Origin of the sequence: Streptomyces sp. GDS52 (assembly GCF_052246875.1) — a bacterium.
GTDB lineage: Bacteria > Actinomycetota > Actinomycetes > Streptomycetales > Streptomycetaceae > Streptomyces > Streptomyces cathayae.
This window is the reverse complement of record NZ_CM125966.1, coordinates 5,398,331-5,424,634: the sequence shown is the minus strand read 5'-3', so window position 1 is coordinate 5,424,634 and position 26,304 is coordinate 5,398,331. Positions and strand designations below refer to the sequence as shown.

The 26,304-nt window shown below is 74.1% G+C and carries 18 protein-coding genes and 1 pseudogene; 15 read left to right on the top strand and 4 right to left on the bottom strand.

The window, feature by feature from the left end:
- The first annotated feature begins 83 nt into the window (after window positions 1–83).
- A complete protein-coding gene (cobT, locus tag ACTWJ9_RS24705) occupies window positions 84–1,169 on the top strand; it encodes a nicotinate-nucleotide--dimethylbenzimidazole phosphoribosyltransferase (RefSeq protein ID WP_279336456.1) in 1,086 nt (361 codons plus the stop codon).
- A 128-nt stretch (window positions 1,170–1,297) separates the two neighbouring features.
- On the opposite strand, the gene ACTWJ9_RS24700 is transcribed toward cobT, so the two are convergent.
- Complete coding sequence (locus tag ACTWJ9_RS24700; protein ID WP_279336455.1) at window positions 1,298–2,044, bottom strand: hypothetical protein; 747 nt, start codon at window positions 2,042–2,044, stop codon at window positions 1,298–1,300.
- A gap of 60 nt (window positions 2,045–2,104) precedes the next feature.
- On the opposite strand from ACTWJ9_RS24700, the gene ACTWJ9_RS24695 reads away from it, so the two are divergent.
- Window positions 2,105–2,896, top strand: coding sequence for an adenosylcobinamide-GDP ribazoletransferase (locus tag ACTWJ9_RS24695; protein WP_387039617.1), 792 nt, complete (start codon window positions 2,105–2,107; stop codon window positions 2,894–2,896).
- A 25-nt stretch (window positions 2,897–2,921) separates the two neighbouring features.
- Here the strand turns inward: ACTWJ9_RS24695 and ACTWJ9_RS24690 are convergent.
- Window positions 2,922–3,617 (bottom strand): annotated as a pseudogene (locus tag ACTWJ9_RS24690) (endo alpha-1,4 polygalactosaminidase); the annotation flags it as partial.
- A gap of 328 nt (window positions 3,618–3,945) precedes the next feature.
- Between ACTWJ9_RS24690 and ACTWJ9_RS24685 the strand changes: the two are divergent.
- The 10 genes from ACTWJ9_RS24685 to ACTWJ9_RS24640 all read left to right on the top strand — a co-directional run bounded on the left by ACTWJ9_RS24685 (window position 3,946) and on the right by ACTWJ9_RS24640 (window position 20,530).
- Window positions 3,946–5,535, top strand: coding sequence for a leucyl aminopeptidase (locus tag ACTWJ9_RS24685; protein WP_387039619.1), 1,590 nt, complete (start codon window positions 3,946–3,948; stop codon window positions 5,533–5,535).
- A 427-nt stretch (window positions 5,536–5,962) separates the two neighbouring features.
- Window positions 5,963–7,351 (top strand): dihydrolipoyl dehydrogenase, encoded by a 1,389-nt coding sequence (gene lpdA, locus ACTWJ9_RS24680; protein WP_279336452.1) that lies wholly within the window; start codon window positions 5,963–5,965, stop codon window positions 7,349–7,351.
- Between the two features lie 60 nt (window positions 7,352–7,411).
- Window positions 7,412–9,187, top strand: coding sequence for a 2-oxoglutarate dehydrogenase, E2 component, dihydrolipoamide succinyltransferase (gene sucB / locus ACTWJ9_RS24675; protein ID WP_443294794.1), 1,776 nt, complete (start codon window positions 7,412–7,414; stop codon window positions 9,185–9,187).
- Between the two features lie 292 nt (window positions 9,188–9,479).
- On the top strand, window positions 9,480–10,118 hold the full coding sequence (locus ACTWJ9_RS24670) for a GntR family transcriptional regulator (RefSeq protein ID WP_279336450.1): 639 nt from the start codon (window positions 9,480–9,482) through the stop codon (window positions 10,116–10,118).
- Window positions 10,119–10,483: 365 nt separating this feature from the next.
- Window positions 10,484–15,016, top strand: coding sequence for an HAD-IC family P-type ATPase (locus ACTWJ9_RS24665; protein WP_443294793.1), 4,533 nt, complete (start codon window positions 10,484–10,486; stop codon window positions 15,014–15,016).
- A gap of 57 nt (window positions 15,017–15,073) precedes the next feature.
- Window positions 15,074–15,205, top strand: coding sequence for a hypothetical protein (locus tag ACTWJ9_RS24660; RefSeq protein WP_279336448.1), 132 nt, complete (start codon window positions 15,074–15,076; stop codon window positions 15,203–15,205).
- 151 nt (window positions 15,206–15,356) lie between these two features.
- Window positions 15,357–15,746, top strand: a complete 390-nt coding sequence (locus tag ACTWJ9_RS24655; RefSeq protein ID WP_279336447.1) for a hypothetical protein — start codon at window positions 15,357–15,359, stop codon at window positions 15,744–15,746.
- Window positions 15,747–16,095: 349 nt separating this feature from the next.
- Window positions 16,096–18,798, top strand: coding sequence for a pyruvate dehydrogenase (acetyl-transferring), homodimeric type (gene aceE, locus ACTWJ9_RS24650; RefSeq protein ID WP_443294792.1), 2,703 nt, complete (start codon window positions 16,096–16,098; stop codon window positions 18,796–18,798).
- Between the two features lie 73 nt (window positions 18,799–18,871).
- On the top strand, window positions 18,872–19,951 hold the full coding sequence (locus ACTWJ9_RS24645) for a helix-turn-helix transcriptional regulator (protein WP_443294791.1): 1,080 nt from the start codon (window positions 18,872–18,874) through the stop codon (window positions 19,949–19,951).
- Window positions 19,952–20,011: 60 nt separating this feature from the next.
- The gene (locus tag ACTWJ9_RS24640) at window positions 20,012–20,530 is read left to right on the top strand and encodes a DUF4240 domain-containing protein (protein ID WP_279338087.1); all 519 of its coding nucleotides are present in this window, start codon (window positions 20,012–20,014) and stop codon (window positions 20,528–20,530) included.
- Window positions 20,531–20,550: 20 nt separating this feature from the next.
- Here the strand turns inward: ACTWJ9_RS24640 and ACTWJ9_RS24635 are convergent, their stop codons facing one another.
- Window positions 20,551–21,408 (bottom strand): peptidoglycan recognition protein family protein, encoded by an 858-nt coding sequence (locus ACTWJ9_RS24635; RefSeq protein WP_387039942.1) that lies wholly within the window; start codon window positions 21,406–21,408, stop codon window positions 20,551–20,553.
- 302 nt (window positions 21,409–21,710) lie between these two features.
- On the opposite strand from ACTWJ9_RS24635, the gene ACTWJ9_RS24630 reads away from it, so the two are divergent.
- Window positions 21,711–22,895: a MarP family serine protease gene (locus ACTWJ9_RS24630; RefSeq protein ID WP_279336443.1), complete on the top strand. Its 1,185-nt coding sequence runs from the start codon at window positions 21,711–21,713 to the stop codon at window positions 22,893–22,895.
- A gap of 25 nt (window positions 22,896–22,920) precedes the next feature.
- Here ACTWJ9_RS24630 and ACTWJ9_RS24625 read toward each other — a convergent pair whose 3' ends face one another.
- Window positions 22,921–23,412, bottom strand: a complete 492-nt coding sequence (locus ACTWJ9_RS24625) for a GNAT family N-acetyltransferase (RefSeq protein ID WP_279336442.1) — start codon at window positions 23,410–23,412, stop codon at window positions 22,921–22,923.
- A gap of 70 nt (window positions 23,413–23,482) precedes the next feature.
- On the opposite strand from ACTWJ9_RS24625, the gene ACTWJ9_RS24620 reads away from it, so the two are divergent.
- On the top strand, window positions 23,483–24,436 hold the full coding sequence (locus ACTWJ9_RS24620; protein ID WP_279336441.1) for a TIGR01777 family oxidoreductase: 954 nt from the start codon (window positions 23,483–23,485) through the stop codon (window positions 24,434–24,436).
- A gap of 272 nt (window positions 24,437–24,708) precedes the next feature.
- A complete protein-coding gene (locus tag ACTWJ9_RS24615) occupies window positions 24,709–26,103 on the top strand; it encodes an NAD(P)/FAD-dependent oxidoreductase (protein ID WP_279336440.1) in 1,395 nt (464 codons plus the stop codon).
- Window positions 26,104–26,304: the final 201 nt, after the last annotated feature.

The following is a 26,304-nucleotide window of genomic DNA, read 5'->3' as shown; positions in this document are numbered from 1 at the left end:
GGTGGCGTCACCCGGCGGGCGGGAAGTCGACGACGATGCCTGGGACTCCGTGGTGTTCGACCAGGGCCGGTACTGTTCGGCGAATGAGCTCGCTTAATCTCGACGACTTCACCGATCTGATCGAGCGTCCGGACGGCGGGGTGCGCCGTGACGCGGAGGCGTACCGCGAGCGCCGGGTCGTACCGCCCGGGTCGCTGGGCCGCCTCGACGAACTGGGCGAGTGGCTGGCCGCCGCGCAGTCCGCGGTGCCGGTGCGGCCGGTCGAACGGCCGCGGGTCGTCCTCTTCGCCGGTGACCACAAGATCGCCGAACTGGGCGTCTCGGCGCGGGCGGCGGGCAGCGCCGGGGAGCTGGTGCGCGAGGTGCTGGAGGGCGGCCGTCCGGTCTCCGTGCTGGCCCGGCGGCTCGGGGTGCCGGTGCGGGTGGTCGACATGGCCCTGGACTGCGATCCGAAGACCCTGCCCGAGGACGTCGTACGGCACAGGGTGCGGCGCGGGAGCGGACGCGTCGACATCGAGGACGCGCTGACCCTCGAGGAGGCCGAGGCGGCGTTCCGGGCCGGGGTCGCGGTGGCCGACGAGGAGGCCGACTCCGGTACGGACCTGGTGGTGCTCGGCGATGTGAGCGTGGGCGGCACCACGGCGGCGGGCGTGCTGGTGGGCGCGCTGTGCGGGACGGACGCGTCCGTGGTCACCGGGCGCGGCGGGCTGGCCATCGACGATCTGGCCTGGATGCGCAAGTGCGCGGCGATCCGCGACGCGCTGCGGCGGGCCCGGCCCGTGCTCGGCGACCAGTTGCGGCTGCTGGCGGCGGTGGGCGGAGCCGATCTCACCGCGATGACGGGCTTCCTGCTGCAGGCCGCCGTGCGGAAGATGCCGGTCGTGCTCGACGGCGTCGTGACGGCGGCGTGCGCGCTGGTGGGCCAGCGGATCGCGTTCCGGGCGCCGGACTGGTGGCTGGCCGCGCACGACAGCGGGGAGCCGGGGCAGGCGAAGGCGCTGGACCGGATGGCGCTGGAGCCGCTCCTCACCCACGGGGTCACCGTGGGCGAGGGTGCGGGTGGCCTGCTGGCCCTTCCCCTGGTGCAGGCGGCTGCGGCGCTGGCGGCGGAGCTTCCGGAGAGGCCGGAAAAGCCCGGAGAGCCCGGGGAGCCGAAAAAGCCCGAGTGACCGGGGGCGTCCGCCCCTTTTCCTCGCCCCCGCCGCCCCTTCCCTTCCCGTCCTCAAGGGGCGCTGCCCCTTCGACCCCGAGGTGCGGGCCGGTGGGTGGTTGCTCGCGCAGTTCCCCGCGCCCCTGGTCAGGGGCGGGGTGGGTCCGGGGTGCCGCCGAGCCAGTCCTCGAAGGCCCTGCGGGGGCCGGACCAGCGGCGGTCGTGGTGGTAGGCCCGCAGGAGGGCCCTGGCGCGGGCACGGTGCCGGCGCCGGTAGAAGCGTCTGGCCCACGGGGAGCCGGGACGGGCCAGGCGCAGCGCGCCGATCAGGGCGACGACGGGCACGATCACGCCGAAGACGGCGATCCTGGCCTTGCCCTTGCTCAGGGCGATCAGCGAGAAGAGGAAGTTGAGCGCCACGTCCAGGGCGACGCTCGCACGGCCCTGGAGTTCGCCCTGGGTGACGTCGTCGACGCCGAACGGCGAGAACCCGGCCAGCAGCAGTCCGACCAGGGACGCGGTGATGACGACCACCTCGACGCTCTGGCGGCCGGCCTCCGTCCAGTAGACGTCCTGGAGGTGCAGGATCAGCGCGAACTCGTCCAGGACCAGGCCGGCGCCGATGCCGAAGACGACCGCGCCGAGCGCCGCACCGAAGCCGTGCCGTCCGCTCGCCACCGCGCCGAAGCCGCCGACGACGGTGAGGATCACGCCGGGTACGACGTGGTGGATGTGCACACCGCCCGCCTCGACGTTGCCGAAGGGGCCCTTGCCGGCCCGGATCAGCCGGGTGACGGCCCGGGTGACCAGGAAGGTGAGGACGAAGGCGGTGAGGGCGAGGAGCAGCGGCAGCTTGCCCGGTTCGACGATGTTCCGCTGCAACCAATGTCCCATAAGCGCACTTTATCCACGGCCGCCGGGGGCGCCCTGCCGACCGCCGGGTAATCTGCGCCGGTGCCCGCGCCCTTCCCGACCTCCCTGGCCGACGGCCTCCGCTTCGCCTTCGGCACCTTCACCGTGTTCCCCGTCGAGGTGACCCGCTGGGACCGTCCTGCCGCACGCGGCGGCATGCTGTGCGCCCCGCTGGCCGGGCTGGCGGTCGGCGTCGTGGCCGCAGCCTGCGGACTGCTGCTGCTGTTCCTCGGGGCGGGCGCGCCGCTCGCCGCCGTCGCCACCGTCGCCGTGCCCGCCGCACTCACCCGCGGGCTGCATCTCGACGGGCTCGCCGACGTCGCGGACGGGCTCGGCAGCGGAAAGCCGGCCGAGGACGCGCTGCGGATCATGAAGCAGTCGGACATCGGGCCGTTCGGCGTGCTCACCCTCGTCCTCGTACTGCTGGCGCAGGTGGCGGCGCTGGCCCAGGCGTACGGCCACTCCTGGGCCCGGGGCGCGCTCGCCGCCGTGGTCGCGGCGGTCACGGCCCGGCTCGTCCTCACCCTCGCCGCGCGTGCCGGGGTGCCGCCCGCCCGGCCCGGGGGGCTGGGGGCCGCCGTCGCCGGGGTCGTCCCGCCGGCGGGTGCGGCGGGCGTCGCCCTCGCGGTGGCCGGGGCGGCCGCCGCCGGGGGCGCCCTGCTCGGGGTGGACGGTGCCGTCCGTGCCGTTCTCGCGGTACTGCTGTCCGTCGCGGCCGCGGAGCTGCTCCTGCGGCACTGCGTCCGCCGCTTCGGCGGGGTCACCGGCGACGTGTTCGGCTCGCTCGCGGAGACCGCGGCGACGACCGCGCTCGTCGTCGCGGTACTGGGCTGAGGAGACAAAGCCCGCACCGGCCCCAGCAGGCGCGGCGCCAAAGCCCTGGTTCGTACTTCTTGAGCGGCGAACTCAGCCTCAGCCGCCGGGAGTCGGCGCAGAACCGGTCGGCGGGCAGCTCGCACTCGACGCGGAAGACGGCCTTGTCCTCCTCGGCGAACGGGGTGAGCCGCGCGCACTCGCCGTACCGGGCGCACTGCCCGTTGACCGCGAAGTCGAAGTCGCCGACCAGCTGCGGGATCCGGTCGAGGTCGTCCTTCAGGCCGACGGCCAGGCCGCGTTCGTGGGCCAGCCGGGCGACCAGACGGTCGTAGCGGAGCTGGTCGGCGGCGGTGAGCGGGAACCCGGCGCGGTTGCGTCAACCGTCCCTGTTGTCCGGGTTGTCCGGCTCCGCCGCGTCGAAGTCCTTGTCGCGGCACCTGTCGAACCGCTGGGCCATGATCGGCTCCAGGAGGCCGGTACGCCGGATGTCGAGCCGACGTTCGCCCTTCCAGCCGTTGCCCCGGCCGAGCACCGCGGCGGGGAAGTCGCCGGCGTCGGGGCGGAAGTCCTCCCATACGCTCGTGGCCAGGTAGCAGATGACCTTCCGGCCGTCGCGGTGCAGCGCCGCGACCGTGTCCCCGGAGTGGTCGAAGCCGTCGATGCCGTGGACCGGGACGTCGACGGAGGTGTCCGGACGCCCGCCGGGCCGCCACTGCCAGCCAGTGCCGGGCCGGGGTGGCCGTGCAGGCCGCGGGCAGCGGGGGAACCAGTGTCCACACGGCGGCGAGCAGGCTTCCGCGCCGTCCTGCGGGTCGTCTCACGCGCGTCTCACCGGGTGGTCTCCGGGGGGCGGGGCCCGGAAGGTGTCCGTCACGTCACCGAACGGTGAAGACCGCGCGAGGGAGCGCACGCACAGACGCGCGTAGGCTCGTCCGCAGTGTGCGCCGTACCGGGGCAGGCCCCGACGAGACCGTACCGCCAGGTCGTCGTCAGGGCCGGCACCGGGCCCGGCCGACCCACACTTTTCGGCCACAGCAACTTCACATCGGAAGCGAGAATTCACCACCGTGACTGCTCTCACTCTCAGCACCGCCGCGACCCCCGGTCTGAAGGCCGACGCGATCGTGATCGGTGTCGCCAAGGGCACTGCGTCCGAGGCCGGGGGCCTGGTCGTCGCACCGGGCGCTGAAGCCGTCGACAAGGCTTACGACGGCAGGCTCACCGGCATCCTGGAGACCCTCGGCGCGTCCGGCGCCGAGGGTGAGGTGACGAAGCTCCCCGCGCCGGCCGGCTTCAAGACGCCGCTCCTGGTCGCGGTGGGTCTGGGCACCCAGCCCGAGAAGGACGCCGCGCCCGACCCCGAGGCACTGCGCAAGGCGGCCGGTGTGGCCGCCCGCGCCCTCGCCGGGTCCAGGAAGGCCGCGTTCGCCCTCCCCCTGACGGACGAGGCCGACGCCGGCGCGGTCGCCGAGGGCGTCCTGCTCGGCGCCTACTCCTTCGACGCCTACAAGAACGTCCCCAAGAACGACGACCCCAAGAACCCCAAGGACCCCAAGAACAAGGACAAGGGCGGCAAGGGCAAGAAGAAGGACGCGAAGGCGCCCCTCGCCGAGGCCGTGCTGCTCTGCGACAAGTCCCGCGACAAGACGTACAAGGCGGCCGTGGAGCGTGCCGTCACGGTGTCCGAGGAGCTCAACCGGGCCCGCGACCTGATCAACACCCCTCCCAACGACCTCGACCCCGAGGCGTTCGCCGCCGTCGCCCAGGCCGCGGCCAAGGAACACGGCATCAAGGTGCAGGTGCTCGACGAGAAGGCACTGGCCAAGGACGGCCACGGCGGCATCCTCGGCGTCGGCGCCGGCTCGGCGTCGGGTCCGCGGCTGGTGAAGCTGTCGTACACCTCCGCCAAGGCGAAGAAGCACCTCGCCTTCGTCGGCAAGGGCATCACCTACGACTCGGGCGGCATCTCGCTGAAGCCGGCCGGGCACAACGAGACGATGAAGTGCGACATGAGCGGTGCCGCCGCCGTGTTCGCCGCGGTCGTCGCCGCCGCCCGCCTCGGTCTCGAGGTCAACATCACCGGCTGGCTGGCCCTGGCCGAGAACATGCCCTCCGGTTCCGCCACCCGCCCGGGTGACGTGCTGCGCATGTACAGCGGCAAGACGGTGGAGGTACTCAACACCGACGCCGAGGGCCGGCTCGTCCTCGCCGACGCGCTGTGGGCGGCCTCGGAGGAGAAGCCGGACGCGATCGTGGACGTCGCGACCCTGACCGGCGCGATGATGCTGGCGCTGGGCAACCGCACGTTCGGGATCATGGCCAACGACGACGCCTTCCGCGCGGCGGTGCACGAGGCCGCCGAGGAGGTCGGCGAGCCCGCCTGGCCGATGCCGCTGCCGGAGCACCTGCGCAAGGGCATGGACTCCGCCACGGCCGACATCGCGAACATGGGCGAGCGGATGGGCGGCGGGCTCGTCGCCGGGCTCTTCCTGCGCGAGTTCGTCGGCGAGGGCATCACCTGGGCCCACCTCGACATCGCCGGTCCGGCCTTCAACGAGGGCAGCCCCTTCGGATACACGCCCAAGGGCGGTACGGGCTCGGCGGTACGGACGCTGGTCCGCCTCGCGGAGCAGACGGCGGCCGGCGACCTGGGCTGAGCCACTCGGTCGGCGACCGGTCGCCGGCGGGGCCCCGTACCCGGGTGGGACGGGGCCCCGCCGGCGGCCGGCGCGCATGCGGATCCGGCGCCGGATCCGCCGCGGGTTCCGGGGCAGGTTCCGCCGCGGGTTCCGGGGCAGGTTCCGCCGCGGGTTCCGGGGCAGGTTCCGCCGCGGGTTCCGGGGCAGGTTCCGCCGCGGGTTCCGGGGCATGCGGTCCCGGAAGTCCTCACGCGTGTGACGGGCGGACGTTCGAACGTGGGACGTGTCACACCCCTGCCCCACGTCTCGTTCGGCTCGGACAAGTGCGAGGATAGGGCTCGGCAGGACAGGGCCCCACCGAAGGGCCGAAGGCAAAAGCGGCCGGACACCAGCCGCCGACCGGTCACTGGAGACCGGCGTGGCGCACATGCATGGAGGACGTGACGTGGCGAACGACGCCAGCACTGTTTTCGACCTAGTGATCCTCGGCGGTGGCAGCGGTGGTTACGCCGCGGCGCTGCGCGGGGCGCAGCTGGGCCTGGACGTCGCCCTGATCGAGAAGGACAAGGTCGGCGGTACCTGCCTGCACAACGGCTGCATTCCCACCAAGGCCCTGCTGCACGCGGGCGAGATCGCCGACCAGGCCCGCGAGAGCGAGCAGTTCGGTGTGAAGGCCACCTTCGAGGGCATCGACATGGCGGCCGTCAACAAGTACAAGGACGACGTGATCTCGGGCCTGTACAAGGGCCTGCAGGGTCTGGTCGCCTCGCGCAAGGTGACCTACATCGAGGGTGAGGGCCGACTGTCGTCGCCGACCTCCGTCGATGTGAACGGTCAGCGGATCCAGGGCCGCCACGTCCTGCTGGCGACCGGCTCCGTGCCGAAGTCGCTGCCGGGCCTGGACATCGACGGCAACCGGATCATCTCCTCGGACCACGCCCTCGTCATGGACCGCGTGCCGAAGTCCGCGATCGTGCTGGGCGGCGGCGTCATCGGCGTCGAGTTCGCCTCCGTGTGGAAGTCCTTCGGCACCGACGTCACGATCGTCGAGGGCCTCAAGCACCTCGTCCCGGTCGAGGACGAGAACAGCTCGAAGCTGCTGGAGCGTGCCTTCCGCAAGCGGGGCATCAAGTTCAACCTGGGCACCTTCTTCCAGAAGGCCGAGTACACCCAGGACGGCGTCAAGGTCACCCTCGCCGACGGCAAGGAGTTCGAGGCCGAGGTCCTCCTCGTCGCCATCGGCCGCGGCCCGGTCTCGCAGGGCCTGGGCTACGAGGAGGCCGGGGTCGCCATGGACCGCGGCTACGTCCTCGTCGACGAGTACATGCGGACCAACATCCCGACGATCTCCGCCGTCGGCGACCTCGTCCCGACGCTCCAGCTCGCGCACGTCGGCTTCGCCGAGGGCATCCTGGTGGCGGAGCGGCTGGCCGGTCTGAAGGCCGTCCCGGTCGACTACGACGGCGTGCCGCGGGTGACGTACTGCCACCCGGAGGTCGCCTCCGTCGGTATCACCGAGGCCAAGGCCAAGGAGATCTACGGTGCGGACAAGGTCGTCGCCCTGAAGTACAACCTGGCGGGCAACGGCAAGAGCAAGATCCTCAAGACCGCCGGCGAGATCAAGCTCGTCCAGGTCAAGGACGGTGCCGTGGTCGGCGTCCACATGGTCGGTGACCGTATGGGCGAGCAGGTCGGCGAAGCTCAGCTGATCTACAACTGGGAGGCGCTGCCGGCCGAGGTCGCGCAGCTGATCCACGCCCACCCGACGCAGAACGAGGCGCTCGGCGAGGCTCACCTGGCCCTCGCGGGCAAGCCCCTCCACTCCCACGACTGACGCCTTCGGTCACGGGCACGACGACACAGACTTCCGCACATCTAAGGAGCAACCGAAACCATGGCGGTTTCCGTAACCCTTCCGGCGCTCGGTGAGAGCGTCACCGAGGGCACTGTCACCCGGTGGCTGAAGGCCGAGGGCGAGCGCGTCGAGGCCGACGAGCCGCTGCTCGAGGTCTCCACCGACAAGGTCGACACCGAGATCCCCGCTCCGGCCTCCGGCGTGCTGTCCTCCATCAAGGTCGCCGAGGACGAGACCGTCGAGGTCGGTGCCGAGCTGGCCCTGATCGACGACGGCAGCGGCGCCCCCGCCGAGGCTCCGGCCCCGGCCGCCGAGCAGCCCGCCGCCCCGGCGCCCGAGCCGGCTCCCGCGCCGGCCGCCGCGGCCCCCTCCACCGAGCAGGCCGCCCCGGCGCCCGCTCCCACCGCCGAGGCCGCCGTCGGCGGCGGCTCCGCCGAGGGCACGGACGTGGTCCTGCCCGCGCTCGGCGAGTCCGTCACCGAGGGCACCGTCACCCGCTGGCTGAAGTCGGTCGGCGACAGCGTCGAGGCCGACGAGCCGCTGCTCGAGGTCTCCACCGACAAGGTCGACACCGAGATCCCCGCTCCGGCCTCCGGCGTGCTGCTGGAGATCACGGTCGCCGAGGACGAGACCGCCGAGGTGGGCGCGAAGCTCGCCGTCATCGGCGCTCCGGGTGCCGCCCCGCAGGCCGCTCCGGCACCGGCGGCTCCGGCCGCCCCGGCGCAGCCCGAGCCCGCCCCGGCCCCGCAGCAGGCCGCGCCGGCCGCCCCGGCTCCCGCTCCGGCCCCGGCTCCTGCCCCGCAGGCCGCTCCGGCCCCGGCTGCCCCGGCCCCCGCCCCGGCTCCGGCCGCCCCGGCTGCCGTTCCGGCCGCCGCGCGGCCGACCGACGAGGGCGCCTACGTGACCCCGCTGGTGCGCAAGCTCGCCGCCGAGCACGGCGTCGACCTGTCCACCGTCAAGGGCACCGGCGTCGGTGGCCGTATCCGCAAGCAGGACGTCGTCGCCGCCGCCGAGGCCGCGAAGGCCGCCCCCGCCGCGGCTCCGGCCGCCGCTCCGGCCGCGGCCAGGCGGACCCCGGTCCTCGAGGCCTCGCCGCTGCGCGGCCAGACCGTGAAGATGCCGCGGATCCGCAAGGTCATCGGCGACAACATGGTCAAGGCGCTGCGTGAGCAGGCGCAGCTGTCCTCGGTCGTCGAGGTCGACGTCACCCGGCTGATGAAGCTGCGGGCGCGGGCCAAGGAGTCGTTCGCGGCCCGTGAGGGCGTCAAGCTCTCCCCGATGCCGTTCTTCGTCAAGGCCGCCGCCCAGGCGCTGAAGGCCCACCCGGCCGTCAACGCCCGGATCAACGAGGCCGAGGGGACCATCACGTACTTCGACACCGAGCACATCGGTATCGCGGTGGACTCCGAGAAGGGCCTGATGACCCCGGTCATCAAGAACGCCGGTGACCTCAACATCGCCGGTATCTCCAAGGCCACGGCCGACCTGGCGGGCAAGGTCCGGGCCAGCAAGATCACTCCGGACGAGCTGTCCGGCGGGACCTTCACGATCAGCAACACCGGTTCGCGCGGCGCGCTGTTCGACACGATCATCGTGCCTCCGGGCCAGGTCGCGATCCTCGGCATCGGTGCCACGGTCAAGCGTCCGGCCGTCATCGAGACGGAGGAGGGCACGGTCATCGGCGTCCGTGACATGACCTACCTGACCCTCTCCTACGACCACCGTCTGGTGGACGGTGCCGACGCGGCCCGTTACCTGAACTCGGTCAAGGCGATCCTGGAGGCGGGCGAGTTCGAGGTCGAGCTCGGCCTGTGACCCTGTGATCCACGGCCGCTGATCCCGGTCACCGGTGCCCCCGTCCGGAGCTTCCCAGGCTCCCGGGCGGGGGCACTGTCGTGGGCACGGCGTGAGCCGCGCCGTATGCGCTGTGTAAGCCTCGTCTCACCTGGGCGAAAGCGCCCCGTGCGCCCCTCCGGGAAGGTGTGTCAGCCGTATTGTCTAAGGGCCAATCGACCTCAAGGGTCCTGTCCGTCGTCCGTCCGCCGCCCCTCGACGGGGCCTTTCGGACGGCTGCCCCGGATTCACGAGCCCTGTCCAAGGAGCACTCATGACCGCGCCCGTCGTCCACTCGCTGCGCGAACAGATCCGCGAGCACATCCTGGAAGGGATCATCAGCGGGCGCTGGCAGCCGGGCGAGCGGATCGTGGAGCGGCGGATCGCGACCGAGCTGGAGGTCAGCCAGACACCGGTGCGGGAGGCGCTGCGCGAGCTGGAGTCGCTGCGGCTGATCGAGTCGGCGCCCAACAAAGGCGTACGGGTGCGGAACCTCTCGGCCGCCGACCTGGAGGAGAGCTACCCCGTACGGGCGGGTCTCGAGGCGATCGCCGCGGAGCTGGCGGCGGAGCGGCTGGCTCAGGACTGCTCGGCGCTGGAGCCGCATGTCGCCGCGCTGTACGAGGCCGACCGCACGGCCGACGGCACGGCCCAGGTGCGGCACACGGTCGCCTTCCACCGTGAGCTGGTCCGCGCGGCCGGCAACTCGGTGCTGCTGCACACCTGGGAGGGCCTGGGCATCGAGGTCTTCACGGCCCTGTCCATCCGCTGGCTGGGTACGGTCCAGCAGTCCTACGCCGAGGAGCACGAGGAGCTGGTCGCGGCGTTCCGGCGGCAGGATCCGGACATCGGCCGCCTGGTGAAGGAGCATGTGCTGGGCTGCGCGCCGCACGCCGCCGACGCCCCCGCCTGATCTCCCGTCCCCGCCCGTTCCGGTCCCGGTACCGTCCGTCCGGTCCATCGCGTCCCGCCGCGCCGGGCGAAGCGTGCGGAACGTACCGATACTGGTGGGAACCGTGTCGTTTCCCAGGGCGGTGACCAACGCCCCCGTCGGCCGGTGGTGGAGGCCGTGTGATCCCGCCACAGCTGTCCTCCGTGGTCCCGGAGTCCGCCGGGTCCGCCGGGTCCGTCCTGTCCTTGACGCGCGGTGCCGTGACCGCGGCGGCGTCGGCGGCGCGGTCCCTCGCACGGGGTCTGGCCGCCGTCCCGGGGGCGCTCACGTCGGCCGGGCCGGCGTCGCAGTCGCGTGCGCCCGGCCTCTGGCGAACCTCGGGAGGCGTGCAGATCACGGTCCGGCGACTGGGGCGGCCCGGTACGGCAGCGGCGGCGCGCGGGCTGGAGGCCACCCTGCGCCGGGTACCGGGGGTGAGCCGCGCGGAGGTGAACGGCACGCTGGGGTGCGTGTACGTGGGCTGCGGGCCGGAGACCGACCTCACAGCCGTCGCCGACCTCGTCGCGGCCGCCGACACCGCTGACGGGGAGGTTCCGCGGACCGGGGCGACGGACCGGGGGCGGCGCCCGGTCGGCTACCCCGGGGCCGCGCGGGCGCGGGTCGGCGCGGCCGTCCGGCTCGGCACCGGCCTGGTGGCCGTGGGGGTGGCGTCGGTCGGCGACGTGCTCAGGCTGCCGGGGCTGCACCCGGCGGTGATGTCGGTGATCCAGTTCGCGGAGTCCATGCCACTGCTGCGCGACGGCATCGCCCGCCGGATCGGCGAGAGCGCCACGGAACGCGGCTTCACCGTGGCGAACCTGCTGGCGAGCACCCTGTCCTTCCGGCCGCTGGGCCTCGCGGTGACCACCACGCTGGCCGCCGCCCGGTACGCGGAGGTGCAGGCGTGCCGCGGGGCGTGGGCGGACTGGGCGCGCAGGCTGGGCGTGCGCGAGGGGACGTACCGCCACGACGCGGTGCCGGTTCACGAGCGCCCGGCGCCGCTGCCGCCGGGACCGGGCGAGCGGTACGCCAATGTGGCGGCGCCGGTGGGGCTCGCGGCCTACGCTCTGACGTCGGTCGGCACGTTCAACCAGGACCGTGCGCTGTCGCTGCTGATCGCGGGGACACCGCGCGGCCCCCGGTTCGGGCGGGAGGCGTTCGCCTGCGCGGTGGACCGGGCCCTTTCCGGGCGGGGGGCACTGGTGCTGCGGCCGGAGGCGCTGCGCCGCCTGGACCGGATCGACACGGTGGTCCTCGACGCCCGTCTGCTGGCCGACCACGACTGGACGATCGAGGGCGTACTGCGCCTGCCACCGCCCGGCAGCCGGCCGGGAGGCGCCGGGCCGACCGCTGACGGCCCGACCGCTGACGGCCCGACGGACGGCGGCCCGGACGACGACAGCCCGGCGGACGGCGACGGCCCGGACGACGACGAGATCCACGTACGGATCCACGAGCTGATCGAGCCGGACGGTCCGGCCGGAAGGCGCCGCCGGCACGGCGCCGGCTCCCTGGCGCCGAAGCGGCGGGACGGCTGGGAGCTACGGCCGCTCCCCGGCCCGGAGGCCGGCTCCGAGGACACCCTCGGCGGCTTCTTCCTCGCGGAGACGGCCGTCGCGGAGATGGCCGCGCGGGCCCGGCGGTGGGTCGAGGAGGGCGCTCGGCTCGTGCTCGTCCTGCGGGCGGGCACCCCGGTGGCCGTGGCCGCGCTGGCCCCCCAACTGCACCCGCTCGCCCACCACTTGGTGCGCGCTGCCCGGGCGTGCGGTGAGGTGCGGCTGGTGGGCGGACCGCCCGGGCTGCACCTCCGGTTCGGGCTCGAGGAGGCCGCGCCCACCGGACACCGGCGTACCGCCGCCCTGGTGCGTTCCCTCCAGGCGGAGGGGCACGGGGTCGCGGTGGTCTCGGCACGGACCCGGCGTGCCCTGGCCCGCGCGGACCTGGGCATCGGGCCGGTCGACGGCGTCCTGCGGCACGTGCCGTGGGACGCCGATGTCGCCGCCCCGCCCGATGTCGTCCACCTGCTGCTGACCGCCCTGCCGGAGGCCCGGCGGATCGGCCGCCTGTGCGTCCGGCTGGAGGGTGCCGGTGCGGTGGCGGGCTCGGCCCTCGCCCTGCTCGTGCCCCGCCCGGGGGCCTGGGCGCGGGCCCGTCTGGTGACCGACGGGGTGGGCATCGCCTCGGTCGCCGCGGGCTTCTGGGCGGGGTGGCGGCTGCACGGACGCCCGGCCCCGGCGGCCGCCGGGCGCACCCCCTGGCACGCCATGGCGGTGCGCCAGGTGATGTCCCGGGTCGGCACCTCGCCCCAGGGACTGGACGAGGCCGAGGCCGCCCGGCGCGGGCAGTTCGAGGGCCGTGACCGCACCGAAAAAGCCGGCACCCTGGTCGGCCGGGTCGTGGAGGAGCTGGCCAATCCGCTCACGCCCGTCCTGGCGATCGGCGGCGGTGTCTCGGCGGCGCTCGGCTCCGTGCTGGACGCCGTGCTGATCGGCGGGGTGCTCGGTGTGGACGCGCTGGTCGGCGGGGTGCAGCGGCAGCAGGCCGACAGCGCGGCCGAGCGACTGGTCGAGGCCACCTCGGTGCGGGTGCGGGTGCGCCGCCCCGGCCGGGCGGAGCCGGTGGAGACGGCCGGCGAGCACCTGGTGCGGGGGGACCTGATCGAGCTGCGGGCCGGGGACTCGGTCCCGGCGGACTGCCGGGTGGTGCGGGCGCAGGGGCTGGAGGTGGACGAGTCCAGCCTCACCGGCGAGTCGCTGCCCGTCGTCAAGAGCGCGGCGCCGACCGCGGCCCGGGCGGTCGCGGACCGCACCTCGATGCTCTACGAGGGCACGACGGTGGCGGCCGGCCACGCGCTGGGCGTGGTCGTCGCCACCGGAACCGCCACCGAGGCCGGCAGCGCGGCCGAGGCGGGCCCCGAGGGCACACCGCCGGAGAGCGGGGTGGAACGGCGGCTGAAGGGGCTGGGCCGGTGGTTCCTGCCGCTGTCCGTCGCCGCGGGAGCGGTCCTCTTCGCCGTCGACCTGCTGCGCAGACGGCCGTTGGGGGCCGCCCTGGGGTCCGCGGTCAGCCTGTGCGTGGCGGCCGTACCGGAGGGGCTGCCGTTCGTCGCCACGGTCGCGGAGCTGGCCGCGGCCCGCCGGCTGTCCGCACGCGACACCCTGGTCCGCAGCGCCTCCACCATCGAGGCGCTGGGCCGCACCGACGTGCTGTGCTTCGACAAGACCGGCACGCTCACCGAGGGCCGGATCAGCCTCCAGCAGGTCTCCGACGGCCTGCGGTGCGCGGAGCTCGACCGGCTCACCCCGGCGCTGCGCCGGATCGTCGCCACGGCCGCCCTGGCCGGTCCGCCGGGCGCGGCCGCGACGCTCGCCCACCCCACCGACCGGGCCATCGCCGGCGGGGCCGAGTCGCTCGGCGCCGCCCCGGCCCGGGCCGCCGGGCTCGGTACGGACGTCTGGGAGCGGCTGGCCGAGCTGCCGTTCGAGCCGGGTCGCGGCTACCACGCCGTGCTGGGGCGGTCCGACGGCGAGGCGCGGATCGTGGTCAAGGGCGCGCCGGAAGTCGTCCTGGCCCGCTGCGACCGGGCCCGCCGAGGCGGCGCCACCGAGCCGTTCGACGAGCGGCTGCGCGCGCGGACGGAGGCGGAGGTCGACCGGCTGGCCCGGCGCGGCCTGAGGGTGCTCGCGGTCGCCGAGCGGGTCCTGCCCGCGGGTGCGCCGCAGGACGACAACACCCCCGCCGGCCCGGGGGACCTCGGCGACCAGGCGGTCGACGGGCTGTGCCTGCTGGGCCTGCTGGGCCTCGCGGACCCGGTGCGGCCCACCGCCGCGCAGAGCGTGGACCGGCTGGCGCGGGCCGGGGTGCGCATCGTCATGCTCACCGGCGACCACCCCAGCACGGCCGCCGCGATCGCCAGGGAGCTGCGGCCCGGGGAGGAGCCGCGCCTGATGACCGGGGCGGAGCTGGACGCCCTCGACGACGCGGCGCTCGCCGGGACGCTGCCGGACATCACGGTGTTCGCCCGGGTCACCCCGGCGCACAAGGTCCGTATCGTCACCGCGCTGCGTTCGGCCGGACGTACCGTCGCCGTCACGGGCGACGGCGCCAACGACGCGCCCGCCATCCGGATCGCCGACGTCGGCATCGCCCTCGGCTCCCGGGCCACGCCGGCGGCCCGCGCCGCCGCCGACGTGGTCGTCACCGACGACCGGATCGAGACCATCGTCGACGCCTTCGTCGAGGGCCGGGCCATGTGGGGCTCGGTGCGCAGGGCGCTGGGCATCCTGCTCGGCGGCAATCTGGGGGAGATCGCCTTCACGCTGGCGACCACGCTGTTCACCGGGCGCAGCGCGCTCAACGCCCGTCAGCTGCTCCTGGTCAACCTGCTCACGGACATGCTGCCCGCCATGGCCATCGCCGCCCGGCCGCCCACCGACCACCCCGACCGGCTGCTCGCGGAGGGCCCGGAGGCCTCGCTCGGCACGGCCCTGATCCGTCACCTCCGGCTGCGTGCCGCCGTCACCACGGCGGCGGCCACGGCCGCCTGGACCGTCGCCCGGGTCACCGGCACCCGGGGGCGTGCCGACACGGTCTCCCTGGTCGCCCTGGTGGCCTCCCAGCTGTTCCAGACGCTCCAGGACGCGGGCCGCGACCCGGTGGTGGCCGTGGCCGCGGTGGGGTCCCTGGTGGTGCTGGGCGTGGTGGTGAGCGTGCCGGGGCTCAGCCACTTCTTCGGCAGCCGGCCCCTGGGCCCCGCGGCCTGGACGATCGCGCTGGCGTCGGCGGCGGGGTCGGTGCTGGTGCCCCTCGCGGTGCGGGGCGCCGCCGGAGCGCTGAGGAAAGTTCACCTGCAGAACACCTGGGTGCAGCCTGCTGGATGACATCAGGGCCGACAAAGGAGTCGTACCCGGCACGACACACACGAAAGGCGGCGGACCATGCCGCACATCCTCACCACGATCCTGACCCAGGTGGCGGTCGCCCTGCTCGAGGCCGCAGTGGTCCGGCTGGCCGTCCAGTTCTGGAAGGCCTTCGGCGCGGGCGGGCACCCGGCGGCCGCACACGCCTGAGCGGCCCCCTCCCGAACCGCATCACCCGAACCGCATCACCCGAACCAGCTTGCCCGGATTGTCCGTTCGGACGGGTTTATTCGCGTGCATTGATGGAACGCGGGCAGGAGGACCCCTCGCCACTCACGCCTCACGGCAGGAGAGGACGGAGATGACTTCCCCAGAAGCACAGACCCAGCCACCGCAACAGCAGGCCCCGGCGGAACACCCGGAGGAGAAGCGGACGGACGGCAAGCTGCTGCACCTGCGCACCGCCCGGATTCCGATCCCCTACGTGACCCCGGGGGACAAGTTCTCCCACGCCCGCAGGGCCGTACCCGCGCCCAAGGCCACCTCCCTGCTCCCCTCGCCCCGCAAGCTGGCCCTCTACGGCATCCTCGGCGGCATGACCGTCGCCGGAGCCATCGGCTGGCCGGTCGCGGTCGCCGTCGGCGCCGCCACCGAGGTGATCACCCGCGAGCAGGCGGCACGGCAGCACCAGGGACACGGACACACCGAGCGGACGGAGACCGCGGCGCCACCGCAGCAGGCGACCGCATGACGGTCCCACCCGGACCTCGACGGGGCCGAACGCCGGGATGAGCCCAGGGCGCTCGGCCCCACCCGCGTTCAGCGCGTCCGGGCCGGCCCGCACCTCGCTCGGACCGACCGTCCACCCCTCGGATGAGCAGGCAAAACGCGGCACCGCGTGCCTGATTCCCCGGCACAGGATGCCAATTTCTTGATATCGAGACTTTTTCGGCCCACTACCTTTGATCGATCATCGATCAGCGGGTTATTGTCGCCAGCGGGGTCTCCACCAGAGCCCCAGCCCTGTCCTGCCATAGACCAAGGGCACCCCCGAACCCTTACCGATGAGGGAACCCCCTTCGACTGAGGAAGGCGGCGACATGACCGACTCCAAGGCCATCCAGCCGAGCGAGCTGGATCAGCTCCCGGACCGCGACCCCGAGGAGACCGCCGAGTGGCGGGCCTCCCTCGACGCCGTCACCAAGGCCGCAGGGCCGCACCGTGCCGCGTACCTGATGCGCCGTACGCTGGAGCGCGCCGAGGAGGCCGGCGTCGCACTGCCGAAGCTCCTCGAGACCGACCACATCAACACCATCCCCACCTCCGCCGAGCCCGCGGTGGACGGCGACGAGGCGATGGAGTCCCGCATCACCGCGTGGAACCGCTGGAACGCGGCCGCGATGGTGACCCGCGGCAGCAAGTACGGCGTCGGCGGCCACATCGCCACCTTCGCCTCCGCGGCCTGGCTCTACGAGACGGGCTTCAACCACTTCTTCCGCGGCAAGGAGGCCGACGGCTCCGGCGACCAGCTCTACATCCAGGGCCACGCCTCCCCCGGCATCTACGCCCGCGCCTTCCTCGACGGCCGGCTCGGCGAGCGGCACCTGGACAACTTCCGCCGTGAGGCGGGCGGCGACGGCCTCCCCTCGTACCCGCACCCGCGGCGTCTGCCCTGGCTGTGGGAGTTCCCCACGGTGTCGATGGGCCTCGGCCCGATCTCCGCGGTCTACCAGGCGCGGTTCAACCGCTATCTGACCAGCCGCGGCATCAAGGACCTGACGAACTCCCACGTGTGGGCGTTCCTCGGCGACGGCGAGATGGACGAGCCGGAGTCCACCGCCGCCCTGACGCTCGCCTCCCGCGAGGGCCTGGACAACCTGACCTTCGTCATCAACTGCAACCTGCAGCGCCTCGACGGTCCGGTCCGCGCCAACTTCAAGATCGTGCAGGAGCTGGAGGCCCTGTTCCGCGGCTCCGGCTGGAACGTGGTCAAGAGCCTGTGGGGCACCGCCTGGGACGAGCTGCTCCAGCTGGACACCACCGGCGCGCTCGTCCGCCGCCTGCGCGAGGTGCCCGACGCACAGGTCCAGACGTACCAGACCCGCGACGCGACCTACATCCGCGAGGACTTCTTCGGCAAGGACCCGGCGCTCGTCGAGATGGCGAAGCTGCTGAGCGACGACAAGATCCTCGAGTGCTTCCACCTCTCGCGCGGCGGCCACGAGCCCCGCAAGGTCTACGCCGCCTACCGTGCCGCGCTCGCCCACAAGGGCGCGCCGACCGTGATCCTGGCCCAGACCGTCAAGGGCCACACCCTCGGCGAGGGCTTCGCGTCGAAGAACGCCAACCACCAGATGAAGAAGCTGTCGGTGGACGAGTTCAAGGCGATGCGCGACCGTCTCGGCCTGCCCATCAGGGACAGCGACTTCGTCGACGGCGAGGTCCCCTACGGCCACCCGGGTGCCGACTCCCCCGAGGTCCGCTACCTCCAGGAGCGCCGCGCCGCTCTCGGCGGTCCGGCCCCGGCCCGCCGCGTCCACCCCGTCGCACCGCTGCCGGCCCCGGCCGACAAGGCGTTCAGCGCCTTCGACAAGGGGTCGGGCTCGCAGAACGTGGCGACCACCATGGCGTTCGTCCGCCTGGTCAAGGACCTGGTCCGCGACAAGGAGACCGGCAGGCGCTGGGTGCCGATCGTCCCCGACGAGGCGCGCACCTTCGGCATGGAGTCGCTCTTCCCGTCGCTCGGCATCTACTCGCCCAAGGGCCAGACGTACGAGCCGGTCGACCGCGACCAGCTGATGTACTACAAGGAGGCCAAGAACGGCCAGATCCTCAACGAGGGGATCACCGAGGCCGGTTCCATGGCCGAGTTCATCGCCGCCTCGACGTCGTACGCGACGCACGGCGAGCCGGTGATCCCGTTCTACATCTACTACTCGATGTTCGGCTGGCAGCGCACGGCCGACCAGATGTGGCAGCTCGGCGACCAGCTCGGCCGCGGCTTCCTCGTCGGCGCCACCGCCGGCCGCACCACGCTCACCGGTGAGGGCCTCCAGCACGCCGACGGCCACTCCCCGGTCATCGCCGCGACCAACCCGGCCGCGCTGACGTACGACCCGGCGTTCGCCTACGAGATCGCCGCCATCGTCAAGGAGGGTCTGCGCCGGATGTACGGCGCGGCCGCCCCGGACGAGGACCAGGACGTCTTCTACTACCTGACGGTCTACAACGAGCCGCTGCGGCAGCCCGCCAAGCCGGCCGGTGCCGGGGTCGACGAGGGCATCCTCAAGGGCCTGTACCGCTTCAACACGGCGGAGTCGGCGGGGCTGACGGCGCCCGTCAACGCCCCGCGGATCCAGCTGCTCGGCTCCGGTACGGCGATCCACTGGGCGCTGAAGGCGCAGCAGTTGCTCGCCGAGGAGTGGGGCGTGGCGGCCGACGTGTGGTCGGCGACGTCGTGGACCGAGCTGCGCCGGGACGCCCTGGAGGCGGACGAGGCGCTGCTGCGCGGCGAGGAGCGGGTGCCGTTCGTCCGGCAGGCGCTCCAGGGCGCCGAGGGTCCGGTGCTGGCGGTCTCGGACTACATGCGCCAGGTTCCCGACCAGATCGCGCAGTGGGTCGAGCAGGACTACACCTCGCTGGGCACCGACGGTTTCGGCCTGTCGGAGACCCGCGAGGCGGCCCGCCGCCACTTCGGTGTCGACGCCGAGTCCATCGTCGTCGCGGCCCTGGCGCAGCTCGCCCGGCGCGGCGAGGTGCAGGTGACGGCCGTGAAGGAAGCGCGCGAGAAGTACGGCCTGTAGGCACCCGGACGTCATCGATGTGAGGCAGGAGGCCCCCGCTGCGGCGGGGGCCTCCTGCTGCATGATGGGCCGTATGCGCGCTGCCCGGCTGATCAAGATGGTTCTGCTGCTCCAGTCCCGGCCGTCCATGACCGCCGCCGAACTCGCGCGGGAGCTGGAGGTGTCGGAGCGGACGGTCACCCGGGACGCGCAGGCGCTGTCCGAGGCCGGGGTGCCGGTGTACGCGGACCGGGGGCGGGCCGGGGGCTACCGGCTGGTCGGCGGTTACCGCACCCGGCTGACCGGGCTGGCCCGGGGCGAGGCGGAGGCGCTGTTCCTGTCCGGGGTGCCGGGGGCGCTGCGGGAGATGGGGCTCGAGGACGCGGCCTCCGCGGCCCGGCTGAAGGTGTCGGCGGCGCTGCTGCCCTCCCTGCGGGACGCGTCGCAGACGGCCGCGCAGCGCTTCCATCTGGACGCCCCGGGCTGGTTCCGTGAACCGGTGACGCCCGAGCTGCTGCCGGCCGTGGCGGACGCGGTGTGGGACGACCGCCGGGTCACCGCCCGCTATCTGCGCGGGGCGGGGGAGCACCGGCGGGAGGTCGTGCGGGAGCTGGAGCCCTACGGGCTCGTGCTCAAGGCGGGCGTCTGGTACCTGTGCGCGCGGGTGCCGGGGCACGAGACGTTCCGGGTGTACCGCGTCGACCGGTTCACCGCGGTGGAACCGGTCGGCCCGGTCGACCCGGCGCGCCCCGCACGCTTCGAACGCGACCGGGAGTTCGAGCTGCCCGCGTTCTGGGAGGAGCGGGCGGAGCAGTTCGCCCGCTCGATCCTGCGGACCCAGGTGGTGGTGCGGCTGTCGCCCGAGGGGGTGCGCGTACTGCCGCACTCCGTGGAGGCGTCGGCCGCGGCGGCCGCACGGGAGGCACTGGCCGAGGCGGCCGAGGCGGCCGGGGAGCGCGGAGGGGACGGCGACGGGTGGGTGACGGTGACCCTGCCGGTGGAGTCCGAGGAGGTCGCCCACACCCAGCTGACGGCGCTGGGGCCCGAGGTGGAGGTGCTGGCGCCCGCGTCGTTGCGGGAGCGGTTCGCCGCCCAGGCCGTACGGCTGGCCCGGCTGTACGAAAGGGGCGCCCCCGACGCCGGCACCGGCCCCGGCCCTGTCCCCCGCCCCTGAGCGATCCGGGTGACACTCCGGGGTGCGCCCCCCGGTCCCAGGGCCGATGCTTGACGCGTGATGGACGAGACGGAGTTCTGGGAGCTGGTCGACACCGCCCGCGAGGACGCCGGGGGCGACCCGGAGGAGCAGGCCGACCTGCTGGTGGAACGGCTCGCGCGGCTGGACCCGGAGTCGGTCCTGGACTTCTCCCGGCACTTCGAGTCCCGCTATCACCGCGCCTACCGCTGGGACCTGTGGGGCGCCGCCTGGGTGCTGCTGGACGGGGCGAGCGACGACGCCTTCGACTTCTTCCGGTGCTGGCTGATCGGCCAGGGCCGTGAGGTCTTCGAGGGCGCGCTGCACGATCCGGACGCCCTGGCCGGCCTGCTGAAGGAGTTCGACGAGGAGGTCGACGGCGACGCCGAGGACCTCGGCTACGCGGCGGACGAGGCGTACGAGCAGCTCACCGGCACGGTGGCGCCCGACCTGGACCTCCCGCCGGCCCCCGCGGAACCCGAGGGCACTCCGGTCGACTTCGAGAACGATTCCCGGCTCGCCGAACGCTACCCCCGGCTCTGGGAACGGTTCCGGTCCTGACCCCCGTGCTGCTCCCCGCGCTATTCTCCGTGCTGCTCCCCGCTCTGCTCCCCCTGCTGTTCCCCTCCCTGTTGCCCGCGCCGTCCCTCGTCCCGTTGCCCGGAGGACCCCGCGATCCGGCTGTCCTCCTGCGGCCGGGCGCCCGGCCGGCGGCCCTGCAGTTCCGCGGCCCGTTGCCTGATCGCCGGAAGGCGGGCCTGCAGGGCGGCGCCCGGGCAGCTGGTCATGTAGCCGTCGCTGTGGCCCGCGAGGGCGGGCAGCACGGCCGTGCTGCCCGCCGCGTACCGGCTGGCGCCGTTGCTGGAGACCAGCCGGACGTCGGAGCGCGGGTCGGTGCCGGACAGGCCGAGCTTCCAGGCTGCCAGCTCCGCGATCGCGCGCTCCATCGCGGGCGGCACCGGCACCCCGGCGGTGAAGGTGCCGAGGGCGGCGATCCCCGCGGTGCGGTGGTTGAAGCCCTGGGTGTGAGCACCGGTGACGGGCCGGCCGGTCCCGCCCGCGCGGCCCTCGTAGATGGTCCCGCAGCGGTCGACGACGAAGTTGTAGCCGATGTCGTCCCAGTCCCGGCCGGCGGTCTGGCCCTCGTAGACGTTGCGGATGCCGGCCGGGGCCTCGGCGCAGTCGTAGTCGTTGGGCGAGTCGGTGTGGTGGATGAAGACGGCGACGACCTCGTCGTCGTAGCGCGGGGGCGGCTGCTCGTGGGTGGTGCCGGCCGTCCAGGCCGCTCTGGACACGATGGGCGGCCTGGGCGCCGTGTACGCGGCCGCCTCACGGCTGGGGGCGGGGACGGCCGAGGTCTCCGCGGCCCGTTCGACGCCGTACGCGCACAGCACCAGCGCGACGGCCGCGGCGATGCCCGGCAGACAGCCGAGCAGCACCTTGACGCCTCTGGGCAGGCCCGTGAGGCCCGGGGCGTGGGACATCCGGGAAGCAGGGCGCCGCCATGCTCCCCTCGGCCTCCTGAGGACACGCATGGTTTCACTGTCGGCCGGATCCACCCCGCCCGCGACGTGTGCTGTGCCGACCGGTGGAACCATCTCCCTGGTCCGCCGCGTTCTTCCGAGTGCACGCGCGTGACCGCTTCCGTGTGGTCGACGGTCCCGCGCGCGTGGCTGATCACTGGGCCCCTCCCCCACGTATGCACGTATGTATGAGGGGGCCCGAGAGAAAGGCGGTGTGCGTGGACCTGCTCGACCTTCTGCTGCTGCTGTTCGTCCTGGCCTACGCGGCGTCCGGCTACCGGCGCGGCCTGCTGGCCGGCTGTGTCTCGCTGGCCGGTTTCGTGGGCGGTGCGGTCGTCGGCGTGTGGATTCTGCCCTGGGTGCTGGGTTCGGTGGACCCGGGAACGACCACGGCGACGGTGACGGCCGTGTTCACGGTGCTGCTGCCGGCCGCGGTGGGCCACGAGCTGGCCGGCCGGCTGGCGCTGCGGTTGCGGCGGGAGCTGGACCGGGGGCCGCTGCGGGTGGCGGACGGGATCGGCGGCGCCGCGGCCAACTCGGTGGCCGTGCTGATCGTGGCCTGGGTGGTCGCGTCCGTGCTGGGCGCCTCCTCGTCCCCGCTGGTCACCTCCGCGATCCGCGACTCGCGGCTGCTCGGCGCGGTCAACGAGGTGATGCCGGACACCACGCCGGCCTGGTTCTCGCGGGCCACCTCGGAGCTGACCGAGGCGGGCTTCCCACAGGTCTTCAACCCGTTCGAGAACGAGTCGACCGCCGAGGTCGCCGAGCCCTCCGGCGACAGTGTCACCGCGGCCGCCACCCGGGCCGCCCAGCGGAGCACGGTGAAGGTCGAGGGCGTCGCGGGCCTCCAGGGCCGCGAGGGCAGCGGCTTCGTGTACGCGACGGAGCGCGTGATGACCAACGCCCATGTGGTGGCCGGGATCGACCGGCCGACCGTGCGGGTCGGCGGCGTCGGGCGGGCGTACGAGGCCCGGGTGGTGCTGTTCGACCCGCAGAAGGACGTGGCCGTGCTGTACGTCCCCGAACTGCGGGCTCCCGTCCTCCCGTTCGACGACGACGCCGGCCGCGGCGACCCGGCGGTCGTCGCGGGCTATCCGCAGGACGGCGATCTGGACCTGCGGGCGGCGACGGTCGCGGGCCGGGTGCAGGCGAAGGGCCAGAACATCTACGGCGACCGGGCGGTCGTCCGCGAGATCTACTCGATCCGTTCCCTCGTGCGCCCCGGCAACTCCGGCGGCCCGCTGCTGACCACCGACGGCCGGGTGTACGGCGTGGTGTTCGCCCGTTCCACCTCGGACACGGAGACCGGCTACGTCCTGACGGCGGACGAGGTCGCCGACGAGGCGCGGCGCGCGGCGAACGCCACGGCGCCGGTGGACACGGGCGACCCGACGACGTCGTAGGACCACGCCCGGGCGGGGCCGGAGGTCAGCGCAGGGACCGCCCCATCAGCACGTCGTCGACGTAGGTGCCGTCGAGGCAGAACTCCTCCGGCTGGACGCCCTCGACGACGAAGCCCTCGGACGCGTAGAGGGCGCGGGCGGCGGAGTTGTGGCCGAGGACGCGCAGGGTGATGCGGCGCGCGCCGCGCTCCCGGGCCTCCCGGACGGCCGCCCGCACCAGGGCCCGGCCCACGCCCGCGCCACGGGCCGCTTCGGCGACGGCGAGGCCGCGGATCTGCTGGACGTGCGCGTTCGAGGGCAGTTCCGTGGGGAAGCCGAGGCGCACGTAGCCGACGACGCGGCCCGCGTGCTCGGCGACGAGGTGGTCGCGGGGGCCGGACCGCTCGCTGAAGAAGGAGTCGTACGGCGGCTGCGGCGGCGGGGTGACGGCGTGCAGGACCGACCAGGTCTCCCGGTCCAGCAGAGCCAGTTCCCCCTCGTCGGCGGGGCGGGCGACGCGTATCGACGGTTCAGGCATGAGGGTCACTTTACGACCGCCCGCGCGGTGCGCCCGCGGTGCCGTCCGGGCTGCGGGCAGGATGGGCGGCATGAGTTCCGCCTCCTCTGCATCCTCTGCATCCTCCGGATCCTCCCGGTCTTCCGGGTCTTCCCGCATCGCGGTGGCCGGCGCGTCCGGTCTCATCGGCGGCGCGCTCGTACGGTCCCTGACCGCCGACGGGCACACGGTGGTGCGCCTGGTGCGGGCCGAGCCGCGCGCGGCGGACGAGGTCCGGTGGGACCCGGAGCGCGGCACCGTGGACGCGACCGGTCTCGCCGGGTGCGACGCCGTGGTCAATCTCGCCGGTGCCGGGGTGGGCGACCGGCGCTGGACGCCCGCGTACAAGGAGCGGATCCGCGCCGGCCGGGTGCGGGGCACGGCGGCGCTCGCCGAGGCCCTCGCCGGGCTCGCACCGGACGTACGGCCCGGGGTGTTCGTCAACGGCAGTGCGATCGGCTACTACGGCGAGACCGGTGAGCGGACCGTCGACGAGAGCGCGCCGGCGGGTTCGGGCTTCCTGCCGGAGCTGTGCGTCGAGTGGGAGGCCGCGGCGGCGCCGGCGCGGGAGGCGGGCGTGCGGACGGCGTTCGCCCGGACCGGTCTCGTGGTGGCCCGCGAGGGCGGGGCGTGGGCCCGGCTCTTCCCTTTGTTCCGGGCCGGGCTGGGCGGGCGGCTGGGCGACGGGCGCCAGTACTGGTCGTTCGTCGCGCTGCACGACGAGGTGGCCGCCCTGCGCCATCTCCTCGACACCGACGGGCTGTCGGGGCCGTTCAACCTGACCGCGCCGCATCCGGTGACCAACCGTGAGATCACCGGGGCGATGGCGCGCGTGCTGCACCGGCCGGCGGTGTTCGCGGTGCCCGCGCCGGTGGTGCGGACCGTGCTCGGCGAGATGGCCGGGGATGTGCTGGGCAGCGCCCGGGTGCTGCCGGCCCGGCTGCTGGAGTCGGGGTTCCGTTTCGCCTTCCCGGAGATCGACGGCGCGATCCGCGCGGCCCTGTGACCCCCCGTCAGCACCCCTGAACCACGGCCCTCCCACCTCGAGGGGCGGGCGGCCGGGGGCGTGGAGGGCCGGTGGCCGAAGCCGGTGCGCCCCCTGGGGGCCGTGCGGTGGCCGCCCGGCGTGTGCGTGCGACCGCCGTGCGCCCGTGCCCCTGGCGGTGCGCGACGCCAGGCGATCCGTCACGGACCTAACCTCGACCAGAACTCGGGTATTCCTGGGGCCTGTTGGGGGCATCACGTCTCCAGCGTCCGCGCAACCTCGAGGAGGGGCACGTGCTTGAGCCCACGTACCAGGCGGACGTCGTCGTCGTGGGAGCCGGGGTCGCCGGTCTCTCCGCGGCACGACGCCTGACCAGCGCTGGAGTCACCACCGTGATCCTTGAGGCCGCCCATACCGTGGGCGGCCGGATGGCGACCGACAAGGTCGACGGCTTCCGGCTCGACAGAATCGGGCAGTTACTGTCCACCGCGTATCCCGAACTGCGGCCGGCCGCCGACCGGGACGGGCTGGCCCTGCGCCCGTTCGCACCCGGCGTCCTGCTGCACAGCGGCGGACACCACCACCGGGCCGGCGTACCGACCGGTGCGAGGGGCGCGAGGGGCGCACTTCACGCGGTGCGCGCCCTTGCGAGCGCCCCCCGGGTGGGGGCCGTGCCCAGGAGGCCGGCGGCCGTTCCCGGGCGGCAGGTGTCCACGCCCCGGAGCCGGACCGGCGCCCCGCTGGGTACGGCCGTCGACCAGGCCCGCCTGGGCTCCGCGTTCACCCGGCTGGCCGGCACTCCGGTGGAACGGCTGCTGGCCCGGCCCGAATCGACCGCCGCCGAGGCCCTCACCGCCCGGGGCCTGCCGGCCCGCACCGTCGACGGCTTCCTCCGTCCGCTGCTCGCCGCCCTGCTGTGCGACCCGGACCTCACCACGTCGAGCCGGTGCGCGGATCTCGCGCTGCGCGCCTTCGCGGCCGGGCGGCTGTGTGTGCCGGAGGGCGGCGCGGAGGCGCTGCCGGAACTGCTGGCGCGGGGGCTGCCGCCGGGGACGGTGCACACGGGCGTCCGGGTCACCTCCGTCTCCACGACCTCGGTGACCACCGCCGAGCACGGCGAGTTCCGCTGCCGCGCGGTGCTGATCGCGACGGACGCGCGGGCCGCGGCCCAGCTGCTGCCGGGACTGCGGGTGCCGGACTTCCACCCGGTGACGGTGGTGCACCACGCCACCGACGAGCCCCCGGAGACCGGCGCCTCGCTGCTCCTGGACGCCGACCGGGGCGGACCGGTGGCGCACACGGCGGTGGTCAGCCGGGTCGACCCGTCCCGGGCCCCGGCCGACCGCGCGCTGGTCTCGTCCACGGTCCTGGGCCCGCCCGGCGCCCAGATCGACACCGGTGTGCGCATGCACCTGGCCCGGCTGTACGGCACGTCGACGGCTCGCTGGGAGACGCTCGGGGTGTATCACACCGCCGACGCCGTCCCGTCCATGCGGCCGCCGCACGATCTGCGGCGGCCGGTACGGCTGCTGGCGGGTCTGTACGTGTGCGGCGACCACCGGGACACCAGCACCGTGCAGGGCGCCCTGCACTCGGGCCGCCGCGCCTCGGCCGCGATCCTCACGGACCTCGGCGCGGGCCGTCCGATGCACAGGGCGGACCCCCTGACCACGGTCCGGGCGGCCTGACCGGCCGCTCCCCCTCAGCCGCCCCGCGCCCCTCCGGTGACCACTCCCGGAGGGGCGCGGTGGCCCCAACCACACACCACCACGCCGGTCCGGCCGCGATGCCTCGACCACGGCGGCTCAGCCGCGGTGGTTCGACCGCGGCGGTTCAACCGCAGCGCCTCAACCACGGCAGTTCAACCGCAGCGCCTCAACACGGCGGTT